Annotated in this window: 19 protein-coding genes; 6 read left to right on the top strand and 13 right to left on the bottom strand. The window is 40.8% G+C overall.

Annotated features, from left to right (window positions below; translation table 11 throughout):
- Nucleotides 1-110 precede the first annotated feature (110 nt).
- Nucleotides 111-701: an ACP phosphodiesterase gene (locus J8L71_RS01945; protein ID WP_210999025.1), complete on the bottom strand. Its 591-nt coding sequence runs from the start codon at nucleotides 699-701 to the stop codon at nucleotides 111-113.
- A 245-nt stretch (nucleotides 702-946) separates the two neighbouring features.
- On the opposite strand from J8L71_RS01945, the gene J8L71_RS01940 reads away from it, so the two are divergent.
- Both J8L71_RS01940 and J8L71_RS01935 read left to right on the top strand, forming a co-directional pair.
- Complete coding sequence (locus J8L71_RS01940; protein WP_210999024.1) at nucleotides 947-1,330, top strand: hypothetical protein; 384 nt, start codon at nucleotides 947-949, stop codon at nucleotides 1,328-1,330.
- A gap of 155 nt (nucleotides 1,331-1,485) precedes the next feature.
- Entirely contained in the window at nucleotides 1,486-1,731 is a 246-nt protein-coding gene (locus J8L71_RS01935; protein ID WP_058547062.1) for a DUF4235 domain-containing protein, read from the top strand.
- Between the two features lie 183 nt (nucleotides 1,732-1,914).
- On the opposite strand, the gene J8L71_RS01930 is transcribed toward J8L71_RS01935, so the two are convergent.
- The 3 genes from J8L71_RS01930 to J8L71_RS18460 form a co-directional block, all read right to left on the bottom strand.
- Nucleotides 1,915-2,409, bottom strand: a complete 495-nt coding sequence (locus J8L71_RS01930) for a hypothetical protein (RefSeq protein ID WP_210999023.1) — start codon at nucleotides 2,407-2,409, stop codon at nucleotides 1,915-1,917.
- A 238-nt stretch (nucleotides 2,410-2,647) separates the two neighbouring features.
- A complete protein-coding gene (locus J8L71_RS18465; RefSeq protein WP_247655162.1) occupies nucleotides 2,648-3,436 on the bottom strand; it encodes a hypothetical protein in 789 nt (262 codons plus the stop codon).
- Nucleotides 3,437-3,462: 26 nt separating this feature from the next.
- Entirely contained in the window at nucleotides 3,463-3,882 is a 420-nt protein-coding gene (locus J8L71_RS18460) for a hypothetical protein (RefSeq protein ID WP_247655161.1), read from the bottom strand.
- A gap of 268 nt (nucleotides 3,883-4,150) precedes the next feature.
- Between J8L71_RS18460 and J8L71_RS01920 the strand changes: the two genes are divergently transcribed.
- Both J8L71_RS01920 and J8L71_RS01915 read left to right on the top strand, forming a co-directional pair.
- The gene (locus J8L71_RS01920; RefSeq protein WP_089348600.1) at nucleotides 4,151-4,459 is read left to right on the top strand and encodes a hypothetical protein; all 309 of its coding nucleotides are present in this window, start codon (nucleotides 4,151-4,153) and stop codon (nucleotides 4,457-4,459) included.
- A 306-nt stretch (nucleotides 4,460-4,765) separates the two neighbouring features.
- On the top strand, nucleotides 4,766-5,914 hold the full coding sequence (locus J8L71_RS01915; RefSeq protein ID WP_210999022.1) for a hypothetical protein: 1,149 nt from the start codon (nucleotides 4,766-4,768) through the stop codon (nucleotides 5,912-5,914).
- Between the two features lie 705 nt (nucleotides 5,915-6,619).
- Here J8L71_RS01915 and J8L71_RS01910 read toward each other — a convergent pair.
- The 7 genes from J8L71_RS01910 to J8L71_RS01880 form a co-directional block, all read right to left on the bottom strand.
- The gene (locus J8L71_RS01910; RefSeq protein ID WP_210999021.1) at nucleotides 6,620-7,516 is read right to left on the bottom strand and encodes a hypothetical protein; all 897 of its coding nucleotides are present in this window, start codon (nucleotides 7,514-7,516) and stop codon (nucleotides 6,620-6,622) included.
- A 3-nt stretch (nucleotides 7,517-7,519) separates the two neighbouring features.
- A complete protein-coding gene (locus tag J8L71_RS01905) occupies nucleotides 7,520-8,425 on the bottom strand; it encodes a hypothetical protein (RefSeq protein ID WP_149593548.1) in 906 nt (301 codons plus the stop codon).
- Nucleotides 8,426-9,147: 722 nt separating this feature from the next.
- Nucleotides 9,148-9,432 (bottom strand): addiction module antidote protein, encoded by a 285-nt coding sequence (locus tag J8L71_RS01900; protein WP_007579952.1) that lies wholly within the window; start codon nucleotides 9,430-9,432, stop codon nucleotides 9,148-9,150.
- A gap of 305 nt (nucleotides 9,433-9,737) precedes the next feature.
- The gene (gene gcvP / locus J8L71_RS01895) at nucleotides 9,738-12,629 is read right to left on the bottom strand and encodes an aminomethyl-transferring glycine dehydrogenase (protein ID WP_210999020.1); all 2,892 of its coding nucleotides are present in this window, start codon (nucleotides 12,627-12,629) and stop codon (nucleotides 9,738-9,740) included.
- A 153-nt stretch (nucleotides 12,630-12,782) separates the two neighbouring features.
- Complete coding sequence (gene gcvH, locus J8L71_RS01890; protein WP_138684047.1) at nucleotides 12,783-13,172, bottom strand: glycine cleavage system protein GcvH; 390 nt, start codon at nucleotides 13,170-13,172, stop codon at nucleotides 12,783-12,785.
- A 73-nt stretch (nucleotides 13,173-13,245) separates the two neighbouring features.
- The gene (gene gcvT / locus J8L71_RS01885; RefSeq protein WP_210999019.1) at nucleotides 13,246-14,328 is read right to left on the bottom strand and encodes a glycine cleavage system aminomethyltransferase GcvT; all 1,083 of its coding nucleotides are present in this window, start codon (nucleotides 14,326-14,328) and stop codon (nucleotides 13,246-13,248) included.
- Nucleotides 14,329-14,426: 98 nt separating this feature from the next.
- A complete protein-coding gene (locus J8L71_RS01880; RefSeq protein ID WP_210999018.1) occupies nucleotides 14,427-15,026 on the bottom strand; it encodes a hypothetical protein in 600 nt (199 codons plus the stop codon).
- A gap of 126 nt (nucleotides 15,027-15,152) precedes the next feature.
- Between J8L71_RS01880 and J8L71_RS01875 the strand changes: the two genes are divergently transcribed.
- Both J8L71_RS01875 and J8L71_RS01870 read left to right on the top strand, forming a co-directional pair.
- Nucleotides 15,153-15,998: a LysR family transcriptional regulator gene (locus tag J8L71_RS01875; RefSeq protein WP_210999017.1), complete on the top strand. Its 846-nt coding sequence runs from the start codon at nucleotides 15,153-15,155 to the stop codon at nucleotides 15,996-15,998.
- Nucleotides 15,999-16,201: 203 nt separating this feature from the next.
- Nucleotides 16,202-18,358 (top strand): TonB-dependent receptor, encoded by a 2,157-nt coding sequence (locus J8L71_RS01870; protein ID WP_210999016.1) that lies wholly within the window; start codon nucleotides 16,202-16,204, stop codon nucleotides 18,356-18,358.
- Nucleotides 18,359-18,766: 408 nt separating this feature from the next.
- On the opposite strand, the gene rlmB is transcribed toward J8L71_RS01870, so the two are convergent.
- Nucleotides 18,767-19,510 carry a 23S rRNA (guanosine(2251)-2'-O)-methyltransferase RlmB gene (gene rlmB, locus J8L71_RS01865; protein WP_210999015.1) on the bottom strand — a complete coding sequence of 248 codons (744 nt, stop codon included), beginning with the start codon at nucleotides 19,508-19,510 and terminating at the stop codon, nucleotides 18,767-18,769.
- On the bottom strand, nucleotides 19,507-21,966 hold the full coding sequence (rnr, locus tag J8L71_RS01860) for a ribonuclease R (RefSeq protein WP_210999014.1): 2,460 nt from the start codon (nucleotides 21,964-21,966) through the stop codon (nucleotides 19,507-19,509). Before rnr ends, rlmB begins: the two co-directional genes overlap by 4 nt.
- Nucleotides 21,967-22,028 lie beyond the last annotated feature (62 nt).

Raw genomic sequence — 22,028 nt, 5'->3', positions numbered from 1 at the left:
ATTTTACTATTAATTGCTTTACGCAATGTTAGTTTATGTATATTTGAGCCTTTAGGGTTCTTTTTCTGCTCCTGCTCTTATTTAATGTGAAACGCTCATAACGACTATTTTTAGCAACCTCTTTCAAGGCCGTTCTCATTTACATGCTTAATCAGCTCTGGAAAAAATGCTAAAAATACCGCTTCTAATTCATTGTAGTTACGCGTTATATCCTCAGCGGAACCTGCAAAGTTATTAGTAAACCGAATGCGTTTGGCTATGTTATCAAGCGCAAGCCCGACTCCATTTATCGTTTCGTACTCTTTAAACCAATCGTTTTTAGTCATACTGGCTACAACCTGTTGCATACGCGGTGGCATAATCGGTATACGTTTGTTTAAAAGCGCAAAGCTGTTGTACTTAAAATCGTTTAAAGGCTGCTTATTAAAGCGTTGCCAATGCATAATTAAAAAGTGATCGAACACCACATCAATAGCCACGCCAGCAAAGCGCTTTCGCTCGGGTGAAAAGTACTGTTTGGCTTCTTTTACTAATGGGTGAGAGTCGGTAAATTTATCAACTAAATAGTGGTTATCGAGCCCATTTTTAACAGTGTTTGGCAATTGTTCTAGGTGCCTTTTGCCACCAAAGTCACCCAGCAAATTTCCAAAGTGAGAATCAGCGGTAGGCTTTGCTAAATAAAGGTGAGCTAAATAATTCACATGTTCCCTGATTTAGTTATTAACGTTTATTAATGGTAACCTAAATTTGCATAAAATTCAGATGAGCTCGCTCAAAGCAATAAAATCACGCACTTTAAAGCGCCTCAGCAATTACAATTATGTTTTATTAATTCAGTAAAGGGTCAGTCTTATTTTGTTATCACTGTTTCTGAATTTTGGTGCGCATAAATAGTAAAGTATTTTACTTTTTATATTGCCCTGCAAACAGCTGACATAGGCCTCCCATGGATCACGAAAATACCTTTTTAAGTCAACCACAACAAACTGCTCTTCAGCAAGCGCTAGTCAGTACAAGGTTTTTAGGCAGCCTCTCAATAAACAGTGAAAACAGCCCTTCTCTTGAGCAACAAGCTTATGGGGATATTGCAGTGGTGCTTTACCGCTTTAATTTACAAAAAATAAAATGGCCATCATTTTTAAAAAAAGCAATAAACTCAGCGACCAATACCTGCCAATGGTTAACGACCGAACTTATAAGGTGCCAGCAAGAATACAAAGCCCAACCAAACGACGCTGTAATCATTGAACAATGCGCATTTTTTAACGGAGTTTTTAGTGAAGAACTCGCCTACATAAACGCCTTACTAGGTACTGACCCGCAAACTTAATAATATTGCTAAGCATCAGTAAAATAACCTCTTAGTTAATAGCAGTGCTTTTTATCCTCAAACGTCTATCGGTACGTAAATTGCTGTTTTTAATGTTCTTACTTTAAGAGTTAACAACTAATAACTCTGCCGCTATTAAATAAAACGAGGACAATATGAGTAATAAACAACTAATTACGACGATAGGTATAGGTCTCGCAGCTGCTTCTGCAGGTATGTTAACAAGGAAAACTTTACAAAAGTCGTGGGAAAAGGTTACCAATGAGCCTGCACCTAAAGACAAGCCAAGCGAAAAAACCGATCTTAAAGAAGCTGTTACATGGGCAGTGGTTTCGGGGATTGGCGCTGGCGCTGCAAGAATGGCTGTGCGTTATGTACTAGATAAGCGAAAATCTAAGTAACCGAAGTAAGTCACTCTAATACAGCAAATCCCCCTTATAAATACTTATATTTATAAGGGGGATTTGCTGCTAGCTATACAAGAGATTGCACTATGTATGTTTAAGCTTAATTGCTTAGTACATAAAAATTAGCACAAAAAAAAGGTGAAACTAAGTTTCACCTTTTTCTAAATCAATAAATGATTATGCAGTAGACACGTTACTTGCGCCTGCGTTGTTAAGTATCTCTTCAATAGCATTTTTGTTATCGCTATCGTACTTAACACCTATTAAAATAGAGCCTTTTTCAATCGCATCTTCATAATATTTAATTTCGTGCTCAGGAATAAACGCACCGATTGCAGCACCTAAAGTACCACCTACAGCAGCACCAGCACCACCCGCTGCAAACGCGGCCACTAATGGGCCTGCTACTAATAAACCAGTACCACCTGTTGCCACTGTACCTACGGCGGTAAAACCACCAACAATGGCTGCAATAATACCACCTGAAGCCGCACCTACAATGCCACCCTCAGCAGCTTTTGTTCCTTCGTCAACAGCAAAATCTTCCTTTGCGTATGAGTCGTTAGCTACAACACTTATGTCAGCTTCGCTAACGCCTAACGCTTCTAATCTATAAATAGCCAGTGTTGCTTGTGATGCATTATCAAATAACCCAGTAATAACGGTACTCATAATAACTCCTTTATTTATTTAAAAAATACACCTATTACTAAGCAAAACGTAAGCCATTAAAAATACCCAATCTAATCAATAAGTTAACATTAAACTTTATACCTACCTTAAATTCTTTAAAGTAAATATTGCTAACGTTTGTAAAATACTCCTACTTCCATTAGTAAAATTATTATGCCGAAAACAGTTTTAAAACATGCAGTTATTTAATGCAGGTTAAAAGCACAACTCTAATTAACTATTTACTAGCCCACGTAACTTCGGCAATTTGATTAGTCGCTGTTTGATGAATAATTAAACCATTATTCCCCATACGCATATGCCTAATTAAGCCAGAATAAACCCCACCTTTACTCGGAACTTGCCAGCTTTGCATGGTTTGAGCTTTTAAATCAAACCTTACTAACGTTTCGGGGCGCTTGGCTGACTCGTTAAACCAAATAGCGTTATCGGCATATTCAATAGCATACGGGTGGCTGTTTTTACCGCTTGGGTTATCCCACTGCGTTATTTTACCGTTTTTGGGGTTATAGCGGCCAAGTTTACCCATGCCAGAGTTCACATAAAACACCATATCATCAGGCGTAATAGCAAGGCGCCTAGTATGTGTTTTAGCGCCTGGGAGTTTTATTTCGCTAAGCGCCATGGTGTTTTTATCAACTTTGATTAAACAGTTACTGCCGTTACACGACACCCACGGCGTACCTTTTGAATCAAGCTTAATACCATAAGGACGCGAGCCTTTAGTGGGTAAAGTAGCCAGTTTAATATCGCCACTTTTTGGGTCTAGCTTGCCAACCATGTTGCTGTGCTGCAGGGTAAACCAAAATATGCCTGCGCTATCAAACACGCCAGTATGCGGGTCTTGGGCGTTTTTATCAGGCATTTTATACACCTTAAATTTTTCGGTTTTTAAGTCTAAAAACCCAACCGTGCCATTTTTATTGCCTAAAAACCAAGGGGTTTGGTTTTTGTCAAGCGATACACTGTGCGCGTACGTACCACTTGGCAACGTGTACTCTTTCATTTCACCTGTTTTAGGATTTAACTTACCTAAAATGTTGCCCCACTGGCCAACCCACCAAATAATCCCGTTTTACCTTGCACGGGATCGCGAGCGCGCTGCCCAAGCGTTGGTACTTGCCAGTATTTAAAAGTAAGTTTTAAATCGCCTTTTACCACCGTTGACTCGCGCTTAGTGTTAACAGGGTAATGCTTTGCCAAATACGTGCTTATATCTTTACTAAGAGCAGTGCCTTCACCGGTATCAACCATATAGCTTATTAGTGTTTGCCAATCCTCTTTGCTATAACCCGCACTGCGCTCAAGGTTGTTTAAACTATGGCAACTGGCACAAACCTGCTCAACTAACACCCCAGGCTCATTACTTAGTACAGGCAACGGCACAGCTAAAGCCCCTAGCGTAGCCATTGCCACAACGTGTTTATTAAATAAAAATCGATTTTTACGCATAACGCCCCCTTGTTTTTAATATTAAAGCATAGGGCGAGAGTGTTTACTATGTGAGCGGTTTAGGTTTAACTTTTTAGCCCCTAGTGCCAGCAAGCTGAGCGCGTACCTCCCATAGCATCTGTATTCTTCTTTAGCTGTGGTTGTTACATAGGCTTTATGTTGGGTTTCGCTGCATTCAAACCAACCTTCGGTTGTTGCCCGCCTACAAGCTTGCGTATAATGCCTTTATTCTGGCTGTATGTGTTAGCCGCTAATTTGGACTTTAATAATGAAAAAACTCTCTGCAGTGCAAGTAAAACAACAAGCACTAGTGCTTAATGTGGCCGATAAACTAGAAGCACAAGGGCGCGAAGAAATCCCTGGTATGTTGCAGTGTTGGTTTGATGTGGAATATCACTTATTTCCAAGTTCACTACTGCTTTGTTTTCAGTTTGAAAGCGAGCAAGCATTGGCAGCCGCAGAGCCTGATTTATTAAAATGGCAAAAGCGTTTAAGCGGTGCAATGCTTAAAAAAGGCGTAATTTTAAAAGATATGCGTAAGCATTTAGTGTTTACTTTAAAAGGGCCTGACGATTAATTAGAGGGCTTTTTAAGGGCTATAAAACATTATCCTCGTATTACCGAAGCGCATAAAACCATAACCGAAAGCCGCTGCATTACTGCAACGGCTTTTTGCTTTTATGAGCACTTAAAGTAGAACCCATAAAGATCAATTTTTAACTCAAAGATTTTTATTAACCGATAATGCTAATTGGCCAGTTAAATAATACCAATGCTCGGCAAAAGCAAATTTTAGTCGATTCAACGTTAATAGATTGCTCTTGATTAGCAATCATAGGATAGTAAATTACATATAAAACAATAGCCTTATATTAGGAACATTATGATCAAAGTATTATTAGCGACCAGCTTAATAGCCTCTTCATTCGCTGCTTTAAGTAATCCTTTAACTGTTGAAGAACAGCGTATCAACAAAGCCCAATCGGCAATGCCAAATGTTTTAAAAGCATTTACCCCACAAGTATCTAGTTTTGAGCAACAATTTAAAGAGCTTAACAACTTTAAAAGTGCAAAAACATTAGTACAAAGCTTTAGTTTTGAACTTTGGGAAAGCGCCAAGCAACGCATAATAAAAACCAATAACTACGACGACCGAGAGCTTTACTGGGCGCGCCTGCTTTCAAGCAAAGTAATACGCACAACATCGCCTAAGTTTTCAATTACGCAGGCTCAACTAAATACTTTACTAACCCTACTTGAGAACGGCAGCAGAGGACGTACCGACCTTGCTTTTTCATCAGGCAGCACTAAAAAAATATTACTAACGGGCTTTGACCCTTTTTTACTCGATAAAAACATAAACCAAAGTAACCCCTCAGGTGTTGCAGCGTTATTACTCGACGGCCAAGTTATTAATTACAACGGCGTGAGCGCCGAAATTAACACCGTTATGGTGCCTGTGCGCTACGAAGACTTTGATCAAGGTATAATAGAGTCGCTACTTGCCCCCTACTACGCACTTAATAATGTAGACATGGTAGTCACCGTAAGTATGGGCAGAACAGAATTTGACTTAGAGCATTTCCCAGGTAAACGCCGCAGTGTAACCGCCCCCGATAATGCCAATATTGTGTATGGCGGCACGCAAACAAACCCAGTAATACCAAAACTTAATGGCCGACCGCTACCGGGCAACGAGTTTGTAAAATTTAGCTTGCCTGTAACTTACATGCAAAACGCCAAAGGCCCTTATAAAGTTATCGATAATCACGAAGTCACCACACTTGAAAAAACCTATAAAGCGCCTTCGTACGGCGATCTTAAAAATAGTATTGCGGTTAATGGCGGCGGCGGTGGCTACTTATCTAACGAAATATCGTACCGAAGTATTCGCCTGCGCGATGCGCTTAATTCAAGTATACCTACAGGGCATATTCATACCCCACGTATACAACAATTCGAACCTGAAACAGAAGCTAAAATAGTAAAACAAATAAAAGCAATGCTAGCGCAAAGCTTAGTCGCGCTATAGTTCAGAGCTACTAGTTTAAGCATGTAATAAAGGGCAATAACATTGCCCTTTTTTCTCATGCACTCTCCCACTGTTAATCACATGGTAAACGCATTCTTAAGCTTTATTCGTCGTGGTCTAGACAGAGTAATTGACTCTATAAGCAATTAACTAAAAAGCTAGGTAATTGGTATGTAGTCAAAATTTACTGCCTTTGGTTCCACTAGAAAGTCGACTTGCTGCACAAATGTTATGGGGCTTTGGGGATCTGCATGAAGGCTAAATCCTTTTACCATACTATAGAAATAATTAACCCCTCGCAGGGCGCTGAGCTTACGGGTAGCGGGAGGGGTGTTGTTACGGGTAATTATAGGGCTTAAAAGTATAACTTCAAGATATTTGTAGCTTGGCTGATATTGGCACTAAACGATGAGTGAGAGGTAAGCCAATGACCTTAATTAATCATCAATAATGCTTAATTAAACTGCCTAAATTCATATGGCGCTCTTTATTCAAGCCACGGTGAATATTCACACCAATCGACGTCATTACTCGCTGTATAAGGTACAGTGCGTAGTCATATTTACATTGAGTTTAAATAATAAAAACACTTGGTTTTTGAATAAAAAAGATCAAGAAAATATAGCTTCCAACTTGATCGGAACTTTCTAATGGGTGACCCTTTTGATTCACATTTATTGTATATTTCTTGTATTGTTAGTTTATCTATTCAAATTTAAAAGCAATAAATTCACTCGCTTTTTCATATAAACCTATATACGGTTTGTTATTTTTAGAGCTGTTGTAATAACCATACACTAAGAAGCTTGCTCCATGTAATAGTGGATAAGTATTTTCATTCTCTTCAAGCTGAGGGTGGCGAGATTTCAAACTTTCCAAAACTGTTTTAGGTATCATGATGGATAGCTCATTTTTGTTATCTCCAATGTTTAACCATATAGCACCGTCATGTATTACTTTAGTTGATACGATCATGCCGTAAAAAAAAGCTGGGATAGATTTTGGCTTGAGATATTTAACGACTCTTTTTGCATGATAGAATGCTTTATTTATAGGTTTAACGTATCCCATAACTTTTATTTTGTCATTACTCTTAACGAAATCATCACTTTCACATAGAGTTCTAAGTATCGTACTTAGCCTTCTTGACCATTCACTTTTACCTATTTGATTAGCTTCGCCAAATTTACGATATGTACCAGGCTTTTTTCTATAAAGCTTTTCAACATCTTTACTAGATTTAGCTGGTTTTACAACTTGTTCAGATGCTCCAAAATTGAAATCAACAACAAAAATGTTATCATCATTTTTTAATTCATTAACTGATTTATATGTATTTGGATCAATATGAATTGTATCGGCACTCTTTCGATCACAATCTTTACCATTTACCTGCCTATGAACACTTTTAAAATGTGGAGCTCTCCCGTCTTTACCTCTTGACACAAAAGCGGCTTGAGAAAAGCAACCAGGACAAAAAATATGATGCCTAACTTTTTGAAATTGAATTTCAGGTAAATCTTCTAGTCGAGTAGCTCGATAATAGTTTTCACTCGGCTCAACTTCAGGCGTATTGTCTTCTGAGTAAATTACAACTTCCATTTTTTATCCTTTATTCCTAAATTTAGAACTGCTTTCTTTAGCTAAGTTTGCGTAACATTCTAATTTGTCATCTTGGTTTTCACGGATTATCATTTTAATTAAATCATTTAAAGTATCATCTTTTGACAACGTATAAATTTCAGATAATGAAGCAACTAACCGTTTATATCTACCGCCACCAAGAAAACAACCATTTATATTCATGAGATCGAATGTAAGCATAATAAATTCATGTAAATAGGTCGTTTTTAAAGATTTAACACTACATTCAGCCATTAAAATTTTCATTATTTCTGCATAATGTAAAGCGCAGGTTTCTACTGAGTGTGCTCTTAGTTTTATTTCATGAGGGAGGGGTCTGTTCATGAAGTAAAATACTTCAATGGATACTAATAGGGAAAACGTACGGGAATCTCGAACAGATAACGGCTGTTTATGAAGTAACTCAATTAACTTGCTGTTCTGCCGTTCGACTAAATCACAAACAACCTTATTATTCTCTTGTGTTAAAAGGTGCTCTAGCTGTTTCTTTGCTATTTTAGATTGCTCAGCAGCATGACTTTCTGTTTTACTAAGAGCTGCAGAAGATTTAGCTAATTCTTCACGTGTTAATCTTAGCTCTTTTCGTTGGTAAAAAAGAGAGACCAACAAAAGTAAAATTGTTACAAAAGAGAAGATTGGGTTCAATATCCCACCAAAATAATCACCGAGAGCACCAAGACTACCTCTAATCTGGCTCTCATTTGGCGTAAAATCCTGCTGTGGAATTACTGAATCAAATGTACCTGTGTATGCAGTAGTAAATAACCACAAAATTGAACACACTATTAATATGCAAGTTATAATTAGCAATAGCGGAAAATATTTACTTATACCTAGAAGATATTTATTTTCCTTTTTATTTTTCATTAAAAATCCTTTATCTATAAATTACCCACATAAAAAGTAGAGGAACATATTAGAAACGTTTCAAACTCCGCCTCCAGCTTATCTAATACCACACTTGTAACAGTCACGCGACCAAAACACTGCATAAGTGCTTAGGAAGCGTTGGAAAATGCAGAGGTGAGATTTTGCATCTTGCCAAGACCAAGCACCAATATCACGTTTAACACCCCTCCCCGTCATCACGCCCTGAAAATAAGCAATTGATAAGTAATGCATTTCATGGATGAAATGAAAGCCATGCTTGCACATGGATGTGCTTTCATGGCGTTTACGTTCACATCAATTGTGGTTTGAAGGATTAAGCGTGATGCTCGGGTGCGCTGAGAGGTGACGAATAACCGAAGCGCAGCTTCGCAGTATGAGGAAGTGAAGGCATGGATGCCGACAGTAACCCAGCTTCAAGGATGAATTACTTGCAGCAGAGTTAAGTTTGAAAATCTATAGCCGCCCCTTGGTTGCCGCCAGCAATCTGGCAAAAAACCTTGAATAAGGTTTCTAATTTCTAGAAGTATCAAACGTATTCGCGTTATCGTTGATGATAACCTCACCCCCCTATTCAAATACTTATTCGAGCTGCCCGCGCGTCAGCAAGCTAAACCCCTACAACTAATAGCACATACTCTTGGCTTTTAAGCGAGTAAGTATATTTGGAGTTTGTTGGGTTTCATTGCATACTACCTAGCCTATGCAACTTGTGTTGTAAGGCGAAAGTTAAGTGCTTTCATCACTTTAAAAATAGTTTCCCAACGTGGCTTGGTTTTACCGTTAACTGCCTTATATAAGCTTTCACGGTTTAACCCCGTTGCTTTAGCAATATCACTCACGCCATGTTTTTTAACTAATAAGCCAAGTGCTTCAATAAAGGTATTTGGATCATCATCAGCTAAACACTCTTCTAAAAATGTATTAATTTCTTGTTGTGTTTCCATATAGTCAAACGGGTTAAAATCTGATGTTTGTAGCGCCATAATAATTACTCTAATTTATTCAACTTGCTAAATTAATGTAGCCTAAAAGCTACAGTCGCACAATGTTATTTATAGCTTTAAGGCTGCCGCCAGCGCGTCAGCAAGCTTAACGCCTACAACAATTAAACACCTTTTGGGCTGCGCCCAACACGCCAGCAAGCTGTGCGTCTACAATGTTTAAACACACACAAAAAAGCCGTTGCATTGCTGCAACGGCTTTTATAATTTTGATAAATTCCCAAACTATAATGGAACTTACTACCCATTGAAGGTCAAAAATTAGTCTCAGCTCTTAGTCTCAGCTCTTAGTCGCGGTAAGTCTCAACCGCTGGGCATGAACATACTAAGTTACGGTCGCCGTATACGTCATCTATTCGTGTAACGGTTGGCCAAAACTTGTCTTTAGCAACGCTTGGTACTGGGAAGGCTGCGTAAAAACGGTCGTACGCACGGTCCCACTCGTTACCTAACACGTCAGCTTGTGTATGCGGTGCAAATACAAGTGGGTTGTTTTCGATAGACCATTCGCCAGAGATTACTTTGTCGATTTCGCCTTTAATTGACACCATTGCTTCGATAAAGCGGTCAATCTCGCCTTTTGATTCAGACTCAGTTGGCTCAATCATCAATGTGCCCGCTACTGGGAACGACATAGTGGGTGAATGGAAGCCGTAATCTTGTAGGCGCTTAGCGACGTCCATTTCAGTAATGCCTGACGCTTCTTTTAATGGGCGCAAGTCAACAATACATTCGTGAGCAACGCGGTTGTTGCGGCCACGGTATAAAATTGGAAAGTGCTGGCTTAACTCGTGTGTTAAGTAGTTAGCATTAACGATTGCCATTTCGGTGGCTTGTTTTAAGCCCTCGCTCCCCATCATGGTAATGTAAGCCCATGAAATAGGTAAAATAGCCGCTGAACCGTAAGGCGCTGCCGATACGGCACCGTTATTAACGTTTGTACCTGGTACGTTAATTACGCTGTGGTTTGGCATAAATGGCGCAAGGTGCGATTTAACACCAATTGGGCCTACACCTGGGCCGCCGCCTCCGTGTGGAATACAAAACGTTTTATGCAAGTTTAAGTGCGATACGTCTGAGCCAATAAAGCCCGGGCTTGTTACGCCTACTTGCGCGTTCATGTTTGCGCCGTCCATGTAAACTTGGCCGCCGTGCTCATGAATAATGTCACAAATTTCGCGAATTGTTTCTTCGTAAACACCGTGTGTAGATGGGTATGTGATCATAATACACGATAGGTTTTCAGACACTTCCTCAGCTTTCGCTTTAAGATCTGCCATGTCTACGTTACCGTTTTTGTCGCAGTTAACTACCACAATTTTCATGCTGGCCATTTGCGCTGATGCAGGGTTAGTACCGTGCGCAGAGCTTGGGATCAAACATACATTACGGTGCGCATCGCCGCGTGACTCGTGGTATTTACGAATCGCGATTAAGCCTGCGTATTCACCTTGTGCACCCGAGTTTGGCTGAAGTGAAACCGCATCGTAACCGGTAATGTTAACTAGCCAGTCGTGCAGCTCGTTAATCATTATTTGGTAACCTTCTGCTTGGTCTAGCGGGCAGAATGGGTGAAGGTTTGCAAATTCAGGCCATGTAATTGGGATCATCTCAGCGGTCGCATTTAGTTTCATAGTACATGAACCTAATGAGATCATTGAGTGGTTAAGCGCTAAATCTTTGTTTTCAAGGCGCTTAATATAGCGAAGCATGTCTGTTTCGCTGTGGTAGCTGTTAAAGTTTGGATGCGTTAGTACTTCGTCATCACGTACTAAACTTGCAGGAATTGACTCGCTGCCATTTGCTTCAATATCGGCTGCAATAGCATCAACACTTAGGCCGTGGCCTTCGCCTAGTACAATATCAAATAACTGCGCTACGTCTTCACGTGTGGTGGTTTCTGATACTGAAATTGAGTATTCGCCATCGTGGTTTGTAGCGAAGTTAACGCCTTGTGCAATAGCACGTGCAATTACGTCGTCTTTACTGTCGCCAACGATTGTTAGCGTATCAAACCAAGTGCTGTGCTTAAGTGCGATACCTTTAGCTTTTAGGCCTGTTGCTAAAATATCAGCAAAGCGATGTATACGCTGCGCGATAGTTTTTAAGCCTTGTGGGCCGTGGTACACCGCGTAAAACGCGGCCATGTTGGCAAGTAATACCTGCGCTGTACAAATGTTTGAGTTGGCTTTGTCGCGGCGAATGTGTTGTTCGCGCGTTTGCATTGCCATACGAAGTGCGTCGTTACCTAAACGGTCTTTAGATACACCAATAATACGCCCTGGTAATGAACGTTTGTATGCGTCACGTGTTGCAAAAAATGCAGCGTGTGGACCGCCGTAACCCATAGGTACACCAAAACGCTGAGCCGAACCAAGTACTACGTCTGCGCCTAGTTTACCCGGTGCTTTTAATAGTAATAAACTCATTATGTCGGCAGCAACACAGGCAATGGCCTTTTTGCTTTGTACGCCTGCAATTAGGTCGGTTACATCAACTACTTCACCCGATGTTGATGGATATTGGAAAAGCGCACCAAAAATGTCGTGGTTAACTGCATCGGTGGCTTTACCTACAATTATGTCAAAACCAAACTGCTCAGCACGGGTGCTTACTACGTCAATAGTTTGTGTGTGTACGTCGTCGGCGATAAAAAAGGCATTGGCTTTTTTAGCTTTAGATACGCGTTTTGCAAGGCCCATTGCCTCTGCAGCAGCGGTTGATTCGTCAAGTAGTGACGCACTTGCTAAATCAAGGCCTGTTAAATCTAGGGTCATAGTTTGAAAATTTAATAACGACTCTAAACGCCCTTGCGCAATTTCTGGCTGGTACGGCGTGTACGCAGTATACCAACCTGGGTTTTCTAGTACGTTACGTAAAATTACGTGCGGTACGTGCGTTGGGTGGTAGCCTTGGCCAATGTACGATTTGAAAACTTTATTTTTGCTTGCTACCGATTTTAAGTAGCTTAGTGTTTCAACTTCCGTACGGCTTTCGCCAACTGTTAATGGCTGCTCTAAGCGAATGCTTGCAGGTACAGTTTGGTCGATCAGCTCTTGCACACTTGATACTTCTAAAGCACTTAGCATATCGCTTACTTGTGCTGGGCTAGGCCCAATATGGCGGCGAATAAAATCTTGCTTTTGCTCTAGTTGTTCAAGAGATTTGGCGTTTGACATGAGTCTAGATTCCTATGATCCTAAATACTAATGGGTAATTAGTATGATTAAAATATGTGATGATTTAATAACTTACTTTGTATGGGGGTAAGCTGTTAAATCATAAAAGCCCCATAAATACTCAGTGGGGCTTTTGTTATCTGCTAAGAGTGATTACTCTTCGTCGATAGTGTTAGCGTAATCTTCTGCGCTAAGTAGGTTTTCAAGCTCTGACTCGTCAGATGCTTTAATACGGAATAACCAACCGTCGCCGTAAGCGTCGTTGTTTACCGTCTCTGGTGCGTCTTCTAGCTCTTCGTTAATAGCAACAATTTCGCCTGCAATTGGCGCGTAAATGTCTGATGCTGCTTTAACCGACTCAGCTACTGCACAGTCTTCGCCCGCGTCTACTTCATCGCCAACTTCTGGTAATTCAACAAATACCATGTCGCCAAGTAGCTCTTGCGCATGCTCTGAAATACCAACAGTAAATGTACCGTCGCCTTCGTTACGAACCCACTCGTGTGAAGAGGCGTATTTTAAATCGCTAGGGATATTGCTCATTATTTTGTTCCTTTGGTTTATATTGGGAGGATACCAATCACAATAATTATTGTGATTGGTATAACCAAATTTTTTAAATTATTGATTTGCCGTTACGTACAAAGCTAGGCTTTACTACTTTAACGTTAACTAATTTTTTGCGCATTTCTACTTGGGCTGTATCCCCTATTGAACGCGGTACACGTGCAAGGGCTACACTAAAACCAAGCGTTGGTGAGAAAGTACCTGAGGTAATGACCCCTTCACCACCATCAACAATTACTTTTGAGCCGCTACGCAATACGCCTTTTTCTTCAAGCACTAGGCCAACAAGTTTGTCAGTGCTTTTTTCAGCGCGTTGCTTAACAAGTACGTCACGACCAATAAAGTCACGATCTTCTGGTTCCCATGCAATGGTCCATGCCATGTTAGCAGCAAGTGGCGATACGCTTTCGTCCATATCTAGGCCATAAAGGTTCATACCTGCTTCTAAACGTAGCGTGTCGCGTGCACCTAAACCAGCAGGCGCAACGCCTGCATCTAGCAGTTGTTGCCATAAATCGGCAGCTTGCTCGTTCGGTACTACAATTTCGTAACCGTCTTCGCCAGTATAACCCGTTGTGGCAATAAATAAATCACCTACTTGAACACCAAAAAACGGCTTCATGCCTTCAACGGCTGCTTGTTGCTCAGCATTTAAAAGTGTGGCTGTTTTTGCTTTAGCGTTAGGGCCTTGCACTGCAATCATTGCAAACTCAGGGCGCTCAGTAACAGTTACATCAAAGTCGCTCGATACGTTGGCTAGGTGCGCTAAATCTTTTTCGCGTGTTGCTGAGTTAACAACTAGGCGATAAAAGGTTTCGCTAAAGTAGTAAATAATTAAGTCGTCAATTACGCCGCCTTGCTCGTTAAGCATGCCTGTGTAAAGTGCTTTACCAGGGACTGTTAATTTAGCTACGTCGTTTGCTACTAACTTGCGTAAAAATGCTTTTGCTTGAGGGCCTGCAATATCAACAATAGTCATGTGTGATACGTCAAACATACCTGCATCGGTACGCACAGCATTGTGTTCTTCTATTTGTGAGCCGTAGTTGATTGGCATTTCCCAGCCATGAAAATCAACCATTTTTGCGCCTGCTTCAAGGTGCTTAGCATGTAGTACAGTTTTAGCAGTCATAACATTCCTTCACGTTTTAAATTAACCCTGTGCGGGCGTGGCTTAAATAGATCTAAAAACAGGTAAACATAAAATGTTTACCTGTTTGTTGTTTGTGTTTAAGCAGCTTCGTTTTGCATTAGCGCAAAACCTTGTGCTTGTAAGTGTTGTTGCCATTTTTGTAGTTCTTGCTGTTTGGCGACTAACACAAAATGTTGTTCGTCGTTTTTGTCTATTGCAGTAATAAATACATCGCCGCTTTGTGCACCGTAACATAATTGCGGATTTGATAAGCGCAGCCCCGGCGTTAATTTAAACGCGTCGATTAATGCATCAAATGCGTTGTTTCCGCTTAAGGTAAATGTAGAAAGGTCGGTACGTATTACGTAGTCAATATCAAAACGAAGTTGTTGCTCGTTTATAAGCGCTTGTAATTGCAGGCTTGCGCTGTGAGGTAATACAAATCTGTATGCAGTTTCACTAAAGTAATAAACAGCAAAGCTGTAGTCAGAATTATAGTCGCCATCGAGCGTGCCTTTTAAGCCAATACCACTGGCGGTTAGCTTAGTTAAATCTAGGCCTAAAATAGTGCTTAAAAATACACTGGTTTCGGTACCGCTAAAATCCATTACAACGTGAGCGTTGTTAGTTTGTAAAGCGTTAGTAACCGCACTACTTGCATTGCTGTGGCGGGCAAACATTATTGGGTTAAAAGTCATAACAAACACCTGTGTATTTTTAATGGTAAAAGTATATTGCGCACATCTATTAACAACAAATTGTAATTATTTATCAATTGATAAATAATACTTATATATATAGCCGTATAAATTGTAATTTTAAATATGAAAAATATATCAACCGATGGTTTGCGCACGTTTGTAATGGTAGTTGAGGTAGGTGGTTTTGCTAAAGCGGGTGATTTACTGGGTCTTTCGCAACCTGCTGTGAGCCTACAAATTAAGCGCCTCGAGGATATGATTGGCTATAAGCTATTTAAAAAACAAGGGCAACGCCAAGTGCTTAATCAGTACGGTGAGCTATTACTGCCTATGGCTAAACAAATGATGCAACATAACGATGCTATTTTGCAGCAGTTCACCTCTGAAAACATTGCCGGTAAAGTGCGCTTAGGTATACCAAGCGAATTTGCGGCGCGCATACTACCTTCTATTATTGGCGACTTTGTAGCGTTTTATCCTGAAGTGTCGTTAGAGGTTAAATCGCGCTTGAGTAAGCATTTGCTTTCGGCTTCAAGGCAAGATCAGTTTGATTTAGTGCTTGCCCTTAATGAGCGACTCAACTCTGATAAATTTCCAATTTTTATGCAAGACGAACTTGTATGGGTAGGCGACCTTTCACTTGCAAAAAATGCAGTAGTGACCTTAGTTACAGCGCCCGAGGGCTGTATTTATCGTCGTAGAGCCATTGATGCATTAAAAAATGCAAGCATAAAATACCGTATTGTTTACAGCAACGCCGATTTAACCGGCCTTATTGCCGCTTTAAAAGAAGGGTTGGGTATTACAGTACTTGCTAAAAGTACTGTGCCTAACGATCTTAACTTTCAAATTCAAACAAAACACTTACCAAGCTTAGGCAGTATAGGTATTAGCTTAATTAAAAGCGGTGGCGAATCGGAGCACGCTGTAGATAAACTGGCTGAATTTATAGCGCTGAGGCTTGGTTAACTAAGTATACAAAACCGATACTTAAGAATGAACGTTAAACTGACACTGTCATACAAAAGAAACAATTTAGTTAACAAAGTAGCATAAGTGAGTGATTTTAATTCTAAAAAACTGAACTATTAAACAGTTAATAACATTGATTCGTATTCGTTAACGTGTTCAAATTACGCCAATTAAAATAATTGACATGATCAGGACACACAATGACCTCTAAGTTTTTAGTATCTACCCTTGCAACTGCGGTTGCTTTGTCTTTTAGTGCTACTGCAATAGCACAAGGCAGTTCTAACCAAGATCAGCGTTTTGAACAAATTACCGTTATTGGCTCACAGCAAGCTATTAACGATATTCCTGGTTCTGCGACGTTTATTACTGACGAAGAACTACAAAAATTTGAATACACCGATATCTCACGTGTTTTAGCTTCTGTTCCGGGTGTATACGTGCAAGAAGAAGACGGCTACGGCCTTCGTCCTAATATTGGTATGCGCGGTACAGGTACTGGCCGTAACGATAAAATATCAGTAATGGAAGACGGTGTATTAGTTGCACCCGCTCCTTACTCTGCACCTTCAGCTTACTACTTCCCTACTATGGGCCGTATGGAGTCTATTGAAGTATTAAAAGGTGCAGCCTCTGTTAAGTACGGCCCGCGTACTACGGGTGGTGTTTTAAATTTACTTTCTCGCAGTTTACCCACTGAGGCAAATAGCTCAAAAGCAATGGTAGATGCAGCGCTTGGCGGCGACGGTTACTACAAAGGCCACGCTTACTTTGGTAAAGAAAAAAACAACACAGCGGGCTTAATTGAAGTATTTACTTATGGCGCCGACGGATTTAAAGAGCTGCCAGTAGGTAGCGACAACACTGGCTTTGAAAAAACAGATGTACTATTAAAGTTTGGCCACACGTTTGGTAAAAACGATGCGCATAGCTTAGAGCTAAAAGTAAAATACTCTGATGAAACATCTGATGAAACGTACATGGGTTTAACCGAAGAAGATTACAACTCAAACCCTTACCGCCGTTATGCAGCATCGCAAAACGATGAAATGAACACTCGCCATAATGCATACCAGCTTAACTATGCTTACCAATTTGGTGAAGGTTATGAGCTACTAGCAACGGCTTACTTAAACGATTTTCATCGTAACTGGTATAAAGCAAGCAGTGTAGGTACAAGCACGCTTGAGCAGTACAGTGAGTTTGAAGCAAACCCAACGAGTGAAGGCATTGAAGGTATTGGCGTAAAAGCAAATAACCGTGATTACCAAGCTAAAGGCATTCAATCAGAATTACACATTCCTGCAGGCGATCACTACGTGACTGTTGGCGTACGTTACCACGAAGACGAAATGGACCGTTTTCAGTGGCAAGATACGTACACGTTAAATCAAGATTTAAGCATGACATTAACGTCGCAAGGTATCCCAGGGTCTGACAGCAACCGCGTAGATAGCGCTAAAGCAAAAACCTTATTTGTTCAAGACGAGTGGACAATAGATGCATTAGTAGTAAGTGCTGGCCTTCGTTATGAAGACATTACGATTACACGTGAAGAGTGGTCTAAAACAGATCCAACACGCAGTGAAGGATTAACTAAAGATGTATCGAACGATACTGAAATTTTAGTTCCGTCACTTGGCGCAACCTATACACTTAACGAAAACGTGACGTTACTTGCGGGCATTCAAAAAGGGTATGCACCAGCAGCACCTGGTAATGCAGACCAAGACGAAGAAGAAAGTGTAAATATTGAGTTTGGTTCGCGCTTCAACGCCGCTGGTTTTACAGGTGAAGTGATTGCGTTTTTCTCAGATTACGACAACATGCACGGTAACTGTACTGCTGCTGTTGGCTGTAGCGATGAAAACATTGGCGACCAGTACAACTACGGTGAAGTAGAAGTATCAGGCTTTGAATTTAGTGCTGCACGTACGTTTGCCACTGACACGGCGATCTTCCCTGTAAAACTAACTTACACTTACACAGATTCAGAGTTCCAAAACGATTTTGATTCTGAAATTTGGGGTTCGGTAGAAAAAGGCGATGCAATGCCATACGTACCAGAAAACCAAGTAGCCCTTTCGTTAGGTGCTGAGTTTTCAGCTTTTGTTATTAACAGCCAAGTGCGTTATGTATCAAGTGCGCATGCTGATTTAACTGACTCAGGCTTAGATGCCATTGATAGCCGTGTAGTATGGGATTTAGCCGCTAAATACTTAATTGATGAAAAACAAAAAGTTTACCTAACCGTAGATAATCTGTTTGATAAAACCTATATCGCTAACCGCGCTAATGGTGGTATTCAGCCAGGTAAGCCACGTACAGTTCAAGTAGGCTACACATATAGTTTTTAAGTTTTAAAGCTGGTTAAACGGTTCACTAACAGCGTTAATAATTTTTTATGTAAGAGTACTACACATCTAAATTATTGCCTTGTTATTAAACCGTTTACCTGCGCTTTGTATAAGATAAACGGTTCACTACCAGCGTTAATAATTTTTTATGTAAGAGCACTACACATCTAAATTATTGCCTTGTTATTAAACCGTTTACCTGCGCTTTGTATGGGATAAACGGTTCACTAGCTACGTTAAAAATAACTAATATAAGAACACTGTATTTCGTTATTTTTGCCTTGCTATAAAGCTATTTTCCTATCGCTATAATAAAGCATCAATTGATATAAAATTAAAAGCGTAAATTACAGATACAAAAAAGCCGAGATTGAATTTCAACCTCGGCTTTTTTAATACATTAAACTATTAGTTATTTGCGTTACGCTGGCGTAATACTTCAAATAAACAAATACCTGTAGCAACCGATACGTTTAAGCTTGAAACTGTGCCTGCCATTGGAATTTTAACAAGTACATCGCAATGCTCACGTGTTAAACGGCGCATCCCCTCGCCTTCAGCACCCATAACAATAGCCATCGGGCCCGTTAGGTTGGCTTCAAATACATGTGTATCTGTCTCGCCGGCCGTGCCTACAACCCATACACCTGCATCTTTAATTTCACGTAGTGTACGCGCAAGGTTAGTAACTTGAATAAGCGGTACTGTTTCAGCTGCGCCACAGGCCACTTTACGTGCAGTACCGTTAAGCTTAGCCGACTTATCTTTAGGTACAATCACAGCGTGTACGCCTGCAGCATCTGCACTGCGCAGGCATGCACCTAAGTTATGCGGATCGGTTATACCATCAAGCACAAGTAAAAACGGTGTGTCTTCGCGTGCAATGATCTCATCTAGATCTTTTTCATTAAACGTTGGCGCTGCTTTAACGTTTGCAATAATGCCCTGATGTTGCTCGCCTTTTGATTTGCTATCAAGCGCTTTACGCTGCATAAATTGCACTGAAATACCAAACTTACGTGCTTCATCAATAATCGGGGTTGAGCGTTTGTCGTCACGGCCTTTAAGCGCGTAAATCTCTATAAAACGCTCAGGCTCACTTTCTAAAATTGCTTCAACAGAATGAAAGCCAAAAATTAATTCATTACTCACGTATTATCTGCTCCTGGGCTATTACGTTTACGGGCATTTTTGCCTGGTCTTTTAGGCTTTTTAGCTGCCTTTTTCTTTGGTTTTTTCTTAGGTGTGCCATCAGCGGCTTTTACTGCCTTTTTACTTTTACCCGCTGGCTTTTTTTTACCTTTAGGTTTTTCATCCGTAGCAGATGACTTGCCAGGTATTTTACCTGCTTTTAATTGCGAGCGAACACTTGCTGGTGCATGGCCAGATTTACCCGCGCCTTTTGCACCACGGCGGCGTGAATATCTATCTTGTGCTACATCGCCTTTAAGCATTAAGTTTATACGGCGCTCATCTAAGCTAACCGATGCAACTTGCACAGTTACTTTATCGCCAAGGCGATAAACTTTATGTGTGTGCTCACCTATTAGGGTGTGTTTTGCAGCATCATGCTGGAAGTATTCATCACCTAAATTAGTAACATGAATAAGCCCATCAATTTGTAAATCGTCTAGGCGTATAAACAAACCAAAATTAGTGACCGATGAAATAACCCCATTGAACTCATCGCCAACGTGATCTTGCATAAACTCACATTTAAGCCAGTCGGCAACTTCACGCGTTGCGTCGTCTGCGCGGCGCTCTGTTGTTGAACATTGCTCGCCTAATTGATCTACCTCATCGTCGGTATAAGCATATGCGCCTGATGTTTGCTGACCTTGTGCTTTTATTACCGCTTTAATTGCGCGGTGCACTACTAAATCTGGGTAACGACGAATTGGCGATGTAAAGTGTGCATAAGCCGAAAGCGCTAAACCAAAGTGGCCTATGTTATCTGGCTGATATACAGCCTGCTTCATTGAACGAAGTAACATAGTTTGAATAAGCTCAGCTTCTGGGCGGTCGCCTAAGCGAGCTAATACTTGGGTTATTTCTTTTGGTGTTGGCTCATCACTTAACGTGCTTTGAATACCAAGCTCAGTTAAAAACTTAGTAAAGTTACCTAGCTTTTCTTGATCTGGTTCGTCGTGCACACGATAAAGCGCGCTAGCTTCGTGTTTTTCGAGTAATTTAGCCGCCGAAACGTTGGCCAAAATCATACATTCTTCAATGAGTTTGTGCGCGTCATTACGAATAACAGGCACTATTGATTCTATTTTGCGTTGCGCGTTAAATACAAAACGTGTTTCGAGTGTTTCAAACTCGATGGCACCGCGCTCTTGGCGGGCAGCTTTAAGTGCCATGTACATTTGCTGTAGGTCAGTTAAATGTGGCACTACGGCTGAGTATTCATCGCGTAGTTTTTCATCACCTTTTAAAATAGCGTTTACTTTGGTGTAAGTTAAACGTGCGTGAGAGTTCATCACGGCTTCGTAAAACTTATAACCCGAAAGCTTACCCGCATCCGATACGGTCATTTCGGCAACCATACATAAACGATCTACTTTAGGATTAAGTGAACATAAACCGTTAGAAAGCACTTTTGGCAGCATAGGAATTACTTGCTCAGGAAAATACACTGAGTTACCACGCGCTATGGCTTCTTTATTAAGCGGCGTGTTCATGCCTACATAATGCGATACGTCGGCAATGGCAACCCATAAGCGCCAACCACCCGATTTTTTACGTTCACAATATACTGCATCATCAAAGTCGCGTGCATCTTCGCCATCAATAGTTACAAGCGGAAGGTCACGTAAATCTACACGGCCTTCTTTATCAGTATCTTCTACAAATTCGCCAAGGTGAGCCACTTGTGCTTCTACTTCTTCTGGCCAAACATGAGGAATATCGTGATTACGAAGCGCTACTTCAATTTCCATACCTGGGGCTAAATGCTCGCCAAGTACGTCTATAACTTTACCCACGGCGTTCATATTACGACTTGGATTTTGAGTGATTTTTACCTGCACCATTTGATTATGGCGGGCACCGTTTTCGTTGCCTGGTAAAATCATTATATCTTGGGTAATGCGCGGATCTTCAGCGACTACAACGGCTATGCCGTGTTCAACAAAGTAACGCCCTACTATAGGTGCGCGCTCGTTGGTAAGCACTTTAATAATGCGGGCATCACATTTTGAGCCAGAGCCACGCTTTGTGCCTTTAGCTAGTACAATGTCGCCATGTAGCACCATGTTCATTTGGTGCTTAGCTATAAACCAATCTTTGCTCTCGCCTTCAACTTCTAAAAAGCCAAAACCGTCTCTGTGGCCTATTACTTTGCCTTTAGTTAGACCGGCTTCGTCTATTAAGGCGTAACATTTAAACTTATTGAAATACAATTGCCCGTCGCGCTCCATAGCACGAAGGCGGCGTTTAAATGCTATTTGGCGCTCTTCATCGTTTACCGCAAGCTCTTCGCATAATTGTGCGTAGTTAGCTGGTTTTGAACGCTCTTGAAGGTGAGTAAGTATAAACTCACGGCTAGGGACTGGGTTTTCGTACTTTTCTTGTTCTCGACTGAGATTTGGATCTTGGTTTGACATTCACTATCTTGTTAGTTGGTTATGTAGGTATTTTAACCCATATACGTAAAATGAGACAGGTA

Origin of the sequence: Pseudoalteromonas sp. MMG007, assembly GCF_018100985.1 — a bacterium.
Lineage (GTDB): Bacteria > Pseudomonadota > Gammaproteobacteria > Enterobacterales > Alteromonadaceae > Pseudoalteromonas.
Note: the sequence above shows the minus strand (reverse complement) of the source record. Positions and strands in the feature narration are given on the sequence as shown.